Annotated in this window: 8 protein-coding genes and 1 pseudogene; 3 read left to right on the forward strand and 6 right to left on the reverse strand. The window is 61.6% G+C overall.

The window, feature by feature from the left end; translation table 11 throughout:
- The coding region (locus EN949_RS31305; RefSeq protein WP_164782596.1) for a winged helix-turn-helix domain-containing protein at nucleotides 1-271 on the reverse strand (271 nt) is incomplete at its 3' end.
- A 104-nt stretch (nucleotides 272-375) separates the two neighbouring features.
- Here EN949_RS31305 and EN949_RS31310 point away from each other — a divergent pair.
- Nucleotides 376-1,266: a DMT family transporter gene (locus tag EN949_RS31310; RefSeq protein ID WP_013531253.1), complete on the forward strand. Its 891-nt coding sequence runs from the start codon at nucleotides 376-378 to the stop codon at nucleotides 1,264-1,266.
- A gap of 18 nt (nucleotides 1,267-1,284) precedes the next feature.
- Here the strand turns inward: EN949_RS31310 and EN949_RS31315 are convergent, their stop codons facing one another.
- From EN949_RS31315 to EN949_RS31325, 3 genes are all read right to left on the reverse strand, one after another.
- Complete coding sequence (locus EN949_RS31315; protein WP_127367447.1) at nucleotides 1,285-2,325, reverse strand: zinc-dependent alcohol dehydrogenase family protein; 1,041 nt, start codon at nucleotides 2,323-2,325, stop codon at nucleotides 1,285-1,287.
- 118 nt (nucleotides 2,326-2,443) lie between these two features.
- Nucleotides 2,444-3,094, reverse strand: a complete 651-nt coding sequence (gene maiA / locus EN949_RS31320; protein ID WP_127367446.1) for a maleylacetoacetate isomerase — start codon at nucleotides 3,092-3,094, stop codon at nucleotides 2,444-2,446.
- A 4-nt stretch (nucleotides 3,095-3,098) separates the two neighbouring features.
- Nucleotides 3,099-3,794, reverse strand: coding sequence for a fumarylacetoacetate hydrolase family protein (locus EN949_RS31325; protein WP_013531256.1), 696 nt, complete (start codon nucleotides 3,792-3,794; stop codon nucleotides 3,099-3,101).
- A 174-nt stretch (nucleotides 3,795-3,968) separates the two neighbouring features.
- Here EN949_RS31325 and EN949_RS31330 point away from each other — a divergent pair, with 174 nt between their 5' ends.
- The gene (locus EN949_RS31330) at nucleotides 3,969-4,652 is read left to right on the forward strand and encodes a response regulator transcription factor (RefSeq protein ID WP_164755650.1); all 684 of its coding nucleotides are present in this window, start codon (nucleotides 3,969-3,971) and stop codon (nucleotides 4,650-4,652) included.
- 207 nt (nucleotides 4,653-4,859) lie between these two features.
- On the opposite strand, the gene EN949_RS31335 is transcribed toward EN949_RS31330, so the two are convergent.
- Together EN949_RS31335 and EN949_RS36010 are read right to left on the reverse strand one after the other, a co-directional pair.
- Nucleotides 4,860-5,336 (reverse strand): Imm26 family immunity protein, encoded by a 477-nt coding sequence (locus tag EN949_RS31335; RefSeq protein WP_127366450.1) that lies wholly within the window; start codon nucleotides 5,334-5,336, stop codon nucleotides 4,860-4,862.
- Nucleotides 5,337-5,345: 9 nt separating this feature from the next.
- Nucleotides 5,346-6,242 (reverse strand): RHS repeat-associated core domain-containing protein, encoded by an 897-nt coding sequence (locus tag EN949_RS36010; RefSeq protein ID WP_164770051.1) that lies wholly within the window; start codon nucleotides 6,240-6,242, stop codon nucleotides 5,346-5,348.
- 77 nt (nucleotides 6,243-6,319) lie between these two features.
- Here EN949_RS36010 and EN949_RS31345 point away from each other — a divergent pair.
- A pseudogene (locus tag EN949_RS31345) lies at nucleotides 6,320-6,619 on the forward strand (response regulator transcription factor); the annotation flags it as partial.
- Nucleotides 6,620-6,703 lie beyond the last annotated feature (84 nt).

Here is a 6,703-nt window from a genome sequence, read left to right on the forward strand (position 1 = left end):
GGCCGATTTCGGCCAGCGACAGCGGCGCCAGCGATCCGGCGGCATAGAAGCCGGAGCCCGGCCGCGAGCGGATCGCGCCTTCGGCGGCGAGCCGCTCATAGGCTTCGACCACGGTGGATTTGGACACTCGCATGGATTTGGCAAAGGTGCGGATCGACGGCAATTGCGCTCCCGGCGTCAGGCTGCGCGCCGCGATCCGTTGGCGGATCGTCGCCATGACGCCTTCGACCAGCGTACCGCCGCTCTCGCTTCCTGTAGTCTGCTTGTCCATCCGTACTGCTCTGCTGACCATGACAGTTTTGCATAATTGTACCGCATTGTCTCTGGCGATACTACCGGCTCCGCGCGATACGGAGCCGACAAACGGAGCATACGATGGACAAGACCGCGAGTGGCTGGATGAATGGATTCATCGGCGTGTTGATCTTCAGCGGCTCGCTGCCGGCGACGCGGGTGGCGGTCAGGGAATTCGATCCGACATTCCTGACCTCGGCCCGGGCGGCGATTGCCGGACTGCTTGGCCTTGCGCTCCTGCTCCTGTTTCGGCAGAAACGCCCGGAGCGCGGCGATCTGCTGTCGCTGGTGATCGTGGCACTTGGCGTGGTTGTCGGCTTTCCCTTGCTGACCGCGCTGGCGCTCGAGCACGTCACCACGGCCCATTCCATTATCTTCGTCGGCTTGCTGCCGCTGGCCACTGCGATATTCGGCGTGCTGCGCGGCGGCGATCGGCCGCGCCCGGCGTTCTGGTTGTTTTCATGCATAGGCAGTGCGCTGGTCGCGGGCTTTGCGCTGACGCAGGGCGTGACGGCCTCGCCGGTTGGCGACGGTCTGATGCTGGCTGCCATCATCGCTTGCGGCCTCGGCTATGCCGAGGGCGCCGCGCTGTCGCGCAGGCTCGGCGGCTGGCAAGTGATCTGCTGGGCGCTGGTGCTGTCGCTGCCGATCATGCTGGTGCTGACGCTGCTGACCATGCCGCCGTCGTTCGACGGCGTCGGCGTCAGTGCGTGGATGGGGCTTGCCTATGTCTCGTTGTTCAGCATGCTGATCGGCTTCGTGTTCTGGTATCGCGGGCTGGCGCAAGGCGGCATCGCCGCGGTTGGACAGTTGCAGCTGCTGCAGCCATTTTTCGGGCTGGCACTGGCAGCGACGCTGCTGCACGAGCAGGTCAGCCCGCTGATGGTGGTCGTTACGCTTGGCGTCGTGCTTTGCGTCGTAGGCGCCAAGCGATTCGCGAAGCAGGAATTGCCACGACGCGCGATTGCCTGACGACGGTGCCGTCCTCGCCTAAAACTTCGTCACCACCCCAATGCCGATGCCCTCGAAGCCGCCCATCGCCATCAAGGCTGCGGGCGCCTCGTCGAGGCTGATCCTCTTGCCGACGAGCAGTTCCGGCTTGAGCTTGCCGTGGCGGATCATCTCCATCATCGCGGGGTAGCGATAGGCCTGCATGCCGTGGCTGCCGAGGATTTCGAGCTCGAAGGCGATCACCTTGTCCATCGGCACCTGCGGCCGGGCATGCTCGCCCAGCATCAGACCGACCTGCACATGGCGGCCGCGCCGGCGCAGATTGGATATCGAATTGAACGAGGTGGTGGGGTGGCCGAGCGCGTCCATCGACATATGCGCGCCGCCATTGGTGATCTGCTTGACCGCCTTGACCACGTTCGGCGTTGTAGATGCATTGATGGTGGCGACGGCGCCGATCTTTTTGGCGAAATCCAGTTTCTCGTCGGTGAGATCGATGGCGATGACATTGGCGCCCATGGCGCTGGCAATCATAATCGCCGACAGGCCGACGCCGCCGCAGCCATGCACCGCGACCCATTCGCCCGGCTTCACCCGGCCCTGGTCGACAATGGCTCGAAACGAAGTGACGAAGCGGCAGCCGAGGCTGGCGGCGGTGGCGAATTCCATCTCGTCGGGCAGGCGCACAAGATTGGTGTCGGCATGTTCGATGGCGACATATTCGGCAAACGAGCCCCAGCCGGTGAAGCCAGGCTGTGTCTGGTGCTCGCAGACCTGGTGATTGCCCGAATTACACTCGAAGCAGCGGCCGCAGCCGACGGCGAACGGCACTGTGACGCGCTCGCCGGCCTTCCAGCGCGTGACCTGCTTGCCCGCGGCGACGACGATGCCGGCAAGTTCGTGGCCCGGCACGTGCGGCAGCGTGATGCCTTCGTCATGACCCATCCAGCCATGCCAGTCGCTGCGGCACAGACCGGTCGCCTCGACCTTGATGACGACGCCATCGGCTGCCGGCTTCGGATCAGGAACGGTCTGGATCCTCGGCGCTTCGCCGAATTTCTCGAAGACGACGGCTTTCATCGGCAACACCACCTTTCACACGGCCTGCGGGAAACGATAGCCGATTCCCTATCCGGTCAAGCGAAAATCGATTCCGCCAGCCATACTGTTCCGGTGCCGACGCTACGCAGATGACGCCTTATTCCGCGTCGATCTGGTTCTGGGGCGCCGCTTTCTGGAAGGCCGGCAGCGCCATGCAGGCGGCGTTGATGCGCGCGATCGTCGGGTAGGGCGTCAGATCGACGCCAAAGCGGGCATTGCTGGCAATCTGTGCGGCGAGGCAGATGTCAGCCAGACCCGGCGCGTCGCCATGGCAGAATGTTCCGGTCTCCGCCGACAAGGCCAGGATCTTTTCAAGCGGCTGAAAGCCCTCGTTCACCCAGTGGCGGAACCAGTTGACGACGTCCTCGTCGCCGGCGCCGAACAGCGTGCGCAGCGAGGTCAGCACGCGCAGATTGTTCACCGGGTGGATGTCGCAGGCGATCATCTGCGCCAGCATTCTGACCCGTGCCCGACCGGCCGCATCCCCTGGCAATAGCGGTGGTTCCGGGCTGGTCTCGTCGAGGAATTCGATGATCGCCAGCGATTGCGTCAGCAGCGTGCCGTCGCCGAGCACCAGCGCCGGCACCAGCCCTTGCGGATTGACCGCGAGATAGGCTGGTTCGAGGTGCTCGCCATGGCGCAGATGATGCGGGATATAGTCGTAGCTCAGCCCCTTCATCTCCAGCGCGATCCGCACCCGGTAGGAGGTGGAGGAGCGATAGTAGTTGTGCAGGACGAGTTCGCTCATGGCCTCACTTCGGCTGGCCGATGGTCACTTCGATGGTCCCGATGCCGTCGACGCCGCCGGTCATCGTGTCGCCGGGGCCAACCGCGCCGACGCCTGCCGGCGTACCGGTGAAGATCAGGTCGCCGGGCTCGAGCTCCATCGCCTCGCTGCAGATCGACACGATATCCGGTATCGGCCAGATCAGTTCGGCGAGGTCGGCATCCTGCCTGACCTTGCCGTTGACGGCGAGCCAGATGCGGCCCTTTTGCGGATGTCCGGATTTCGCCGCAGGGACCAGCGGGCCGCAAGGGGCGGAGCGGTCGAAGGCCTTCGACCAGTCCCAGGGCCGGGCAGCCTTTTTGGCCTCGTCCTGCAGGTCGCGGCGGGTGAGGTCGATGCCGACGCCGTAGCCCCAGACATGGTCCAGCGCCTTGTCGCGGGCAATGCGGAAGCCGGCTTTGCCGATCGCGGCCACCAGTTCGATCTCGTGGTGCAGATTGGCCGTCAGCGGCGGGTAGGGGATAGCGGTGCCGGAATCGACCACCGCGTCGGCCGGCTTGGTGAAGAAGAAGGGCGGATCACGCTCGTCATTGCCGAATTCGCGGGCATGCGCCGCGTAGTTGCGGCCGACGCAGTAGATACGGCGCACCGCAAAACGATCGGACGAGCCGGCAACGGCCACCGATGCGGTTGCGGGCAGGGGAAGGACGAATTCTGTCATCAAGGGTCTCTGCTTGGTTGCCGGAGCATTCGATCGATTTAGGGCCTGGACAAGGCGATCTGGTCGAGAAAGTGCCGGCGGCACTTTCCGTCGGAGATGGCGATATACTATTTGGCAATAATCTGGCCATGGTGGAGAGGTTATTCTAATTGCTCACGAACTGAAATGAACCCCATGACCGCAACCCACGATCGCGCCCGGTTCCTGATCATCGACGACCATCCGCTGTTTCGTGAGGCGCTGCACAGCGCCGTGCAGATGGCCTATCCGGAAGTCGACACGGTGGAGGCGCGCTCGATCACCGAGGCGCTCGATCTTCTGGCCGATGCCAAGCCGTTCGACCTCGCGCTTCTCGACCTCTCGATGCCCGACGTGCACGGTTTTGACGGCCTGCTGCAACTCCGGACCCGCTATCCGCGCCTGCCCGTGGTGATCGTCTCTGGTTACGAGGAGCCGAAGATCATTTCCGAAGCGCTGTCCTATGGCGCTGCCGGCTTCATCCCGAAATCGGCGCGCAAGAGCGACCTCGCCGCAGCCATCCGCTCGGTGATGGAAGGCGCGATCTATGTGCCGGAGACCTATGAAGGCCGGCCGCCGGACGCCGACAGCGCCGACCGCGCCGACATGGTGCAGCGCCTGTCGACACTGACGCCGCAGCAACTGCGCGTGCTGCAGATGCTGCGCCAGGGCCTGCTCAACAAGCAGATCGCCTACGAGCTGCAGGTGGGAGAGACCACGGTGAAGGCGCACGTCTCGGAGATACTGCGCAAGCTCAATGTATATAGCCGCACGCAAGCGGTGATCGAGGTTTCGAAGCTGGGCAATGCGGAGCTGTTTCGCGATCAGGCGGGGTTTTGAGCTTTTACCCTCCCCCTTGTGGGGGCTCCGCGAAGCGGAGCGGGGTGGGGGTCTGCGCCGCACCCCACCCCGGCGCTCCGCGCCGACCCTCCCCATCGAGGGGAGGGTAACGCAGGCGCCGCGCTCAATGATGGCCGGGCGAACGTAGCAAAAGGTGCACTGTGCCGTAATTCTGTCACCGTAATTGGATAGTGGAGGCAAACAAGACTACAAAACGTTATTACCGTCCAACTGCTTAGTCATAAGCAATTCGACCGCGCCGTAACCGTGTAAGCCATCGGGTTCCAAGCCGACGATATCCAAGGGGGCGGGATCATGGCGCTCAAGCTCTGAAGGGTCAGAATCCGCGTAGGTTGAAATAAATACTTTCTTGGATAGATCGTTTTTATCCACAAATCTCGGCATGGGCCAATCTTCTTTACGCCATGCGTCCAATTCTCCTATAATTCGCCAGTCGCCGTTGATCAGCCCGAGATCCCCCACCCTCAAGCATCTAATTGCGTCTTTCCGCTGGAGCGTGGAGATGTCTTTCAAATTGGGTATCTCTGATCTTTTGGGGCCAAATAGATACACCAAAATGATTCTCCCTCTTGGCGCCGAGCGAGCCACTAAGCCAATGACGTAGCCACCTCGCCTCAGCGGAACAGCAAACAATGTTCCTTCTCTGTACGGCAATTTTGCCATCTTTTACTCCTACTGTCTGCTCAGAAAATCTTTAGCCGCCCTCATGTAGTCAGAGAAATTTGGATTTCTATTACCAATCGGGCTAACTTTATTAAGCGAAGGGTTATATGTTTCGTGAGCAATTTGTTCTAAGCCGCGTTGTTCCTTGTAGGCATCTGTAAGGTTTTGTCGCTGGAATGTGAAATCTTTTAAAGCCGGATCGCGGGCATGTTCTAGGGCTCGCCTGGTCAAGTCATTCGTTCTTCCGGTTCTGACAACCACGCCATTCTCATTTTTTAACGTATAAGTCCCTCCCTTTATCGGAGCGCCCTCCGGAACCGCTCCAGTACCTAGACCCTTTATGGTGAAACCGTCGACATGCTTGTCACGTCCAACGACTGGATCAAATAAGTCGTTCTCCAGCTCTTCGTCAAAGTGATGCATCGGGTCGGCTTCGTCCGGCGCTCCGTCGCCGTCAGCTACCTTCGACCCGTCAGAACTCTTTTTCTTGTCCTTTGTGCTCGCGTTCGAGAGGTCCTTTGCAGCCTTGTCTCCTGCTGCTTGAAGATCTTTCGACTTGGTGCTGCTGTCTGCCGCCTTGGAGCCGCCTTCGGCCCCAAGAGGATCCTTGCCTTCGTTCGGATCGATGGCATGCCCATTCGGGTCACTCTTGTTGACCGGATCGTTCTGGGCATACGCATACCGGTTGGTGCCCACGCCAGGCAGCGTCGGATCCCAATCATCCGGCGAAATGAACCGCCCCAGAACCGGATCCATATACCGTGCGTTGAGATACAGCAGGCCGGTCTCGGGATCGAAGCGTTCGCCGATGTAGTTCTTCTGCGTCTGGAAGCCGGTGTTGAGGCTTTCGCCATAGGTGGCGTAGCTGTTGCTTTCTACGGTGTTGCCCGACATGTCGGTGACCATGCGCACCGAGGCGAGATGCTCGCGGTGCAGGAAGTATTTGGTCGTGCCGACGACCTTGATGTCGGGATGCGGATAGCGCGATCTATGTGCCGGAAACCTATGAAGGCCGGCCGCCGGACGCCGACAGCGCCGACCGCGCCGACATGGTGCAGCGCCTGTCGACACTGACGCCGCAACAGCTGCGCGTGCTGCAGATGCTGCGCCAGGGCCTGCTCAACAAGCAGATCGCCTATGAGCTGCAGGTGGGCGAAACCACGGTGAAGGCGCATGTCTCCGAAATCCTGCGCAAGCTCAATGTCTACAGCCGCACGCAAGCGGTGATCGAGGTTTCGAAGCTGGACAATGCGGAGTTGTTTCGCGATCAGGCTGGGTTTTGAGCTTTTACCCTCCTCCTTGTGGGGAGGGTCGATCCGCGAAGCGGAGCGGGGTGGGGTCTGCGCCGCACCCCACCCCGGCCTGTC

This window comes from Mesorhizobium sp. M7A.F.Ca.US.007.01.2.1 (assembly GCF_003998165.1).
Taxonomy (GTDB): domain Bacteria; phylum Pseudomonadota; class Alphaproteobacteria; order Rhizobiales; family Rhizobiaceae; genus Mesorhizobium; species Mesorhizobium ciceri.

Bases quoted from the DNA above. Each gene is read 5' to 3' on its own strand.
- EN949_RS31310 (WP_013531253.1), top strand. From the start codon at position 376: ATGGACAAGACCGCGAGTGGCTGGATGAATGGATTCATCGGCGTGTTG.
- EN949_RS31315 (WP_127367447.1), bottom strand. From the start codon at position 2,325: ATGAAAGCCGTCGTCTTCGAGAAATTCGGCGAAGCGCCGAGGATCCAG.
- maiA (WP_127367446.1), bottom strand. From the start codon at position 3,094: ATGAGCGAACTCGTCCTGCACAACTACTATCGCTCCTCCACCTCCTAC.
- EN949_RS31325 (WP_013531256.1), bottom strand. From the start codon at position 3,794: ATGACAGAATTCGTCCTTCCCCTGCCCGCAACCGCATCGGTGGCCGTT.
- EN949_RS31330 (WP_164755650.1), top strand. From the start codon at position 3,969: ATGACCGCAACCCACGATCGCGCCCGGTTCCTGATCATCGACGACCAT.
- EN949_RS31335 (WP_127366450.1), bottom strand. From the start codon at position 5,336: ATGGCAAAATTGCCGTACAGAGAAGGAACATTGTTTGCTGTTCCGCTG.
- EN949_RS36010 (WP_164770051.1), bottom strand. From the start codon at position 6,242: ATGGTCACCGACATGTCGGGCAACACCGTAGAAAGCAACAGCTACGCC.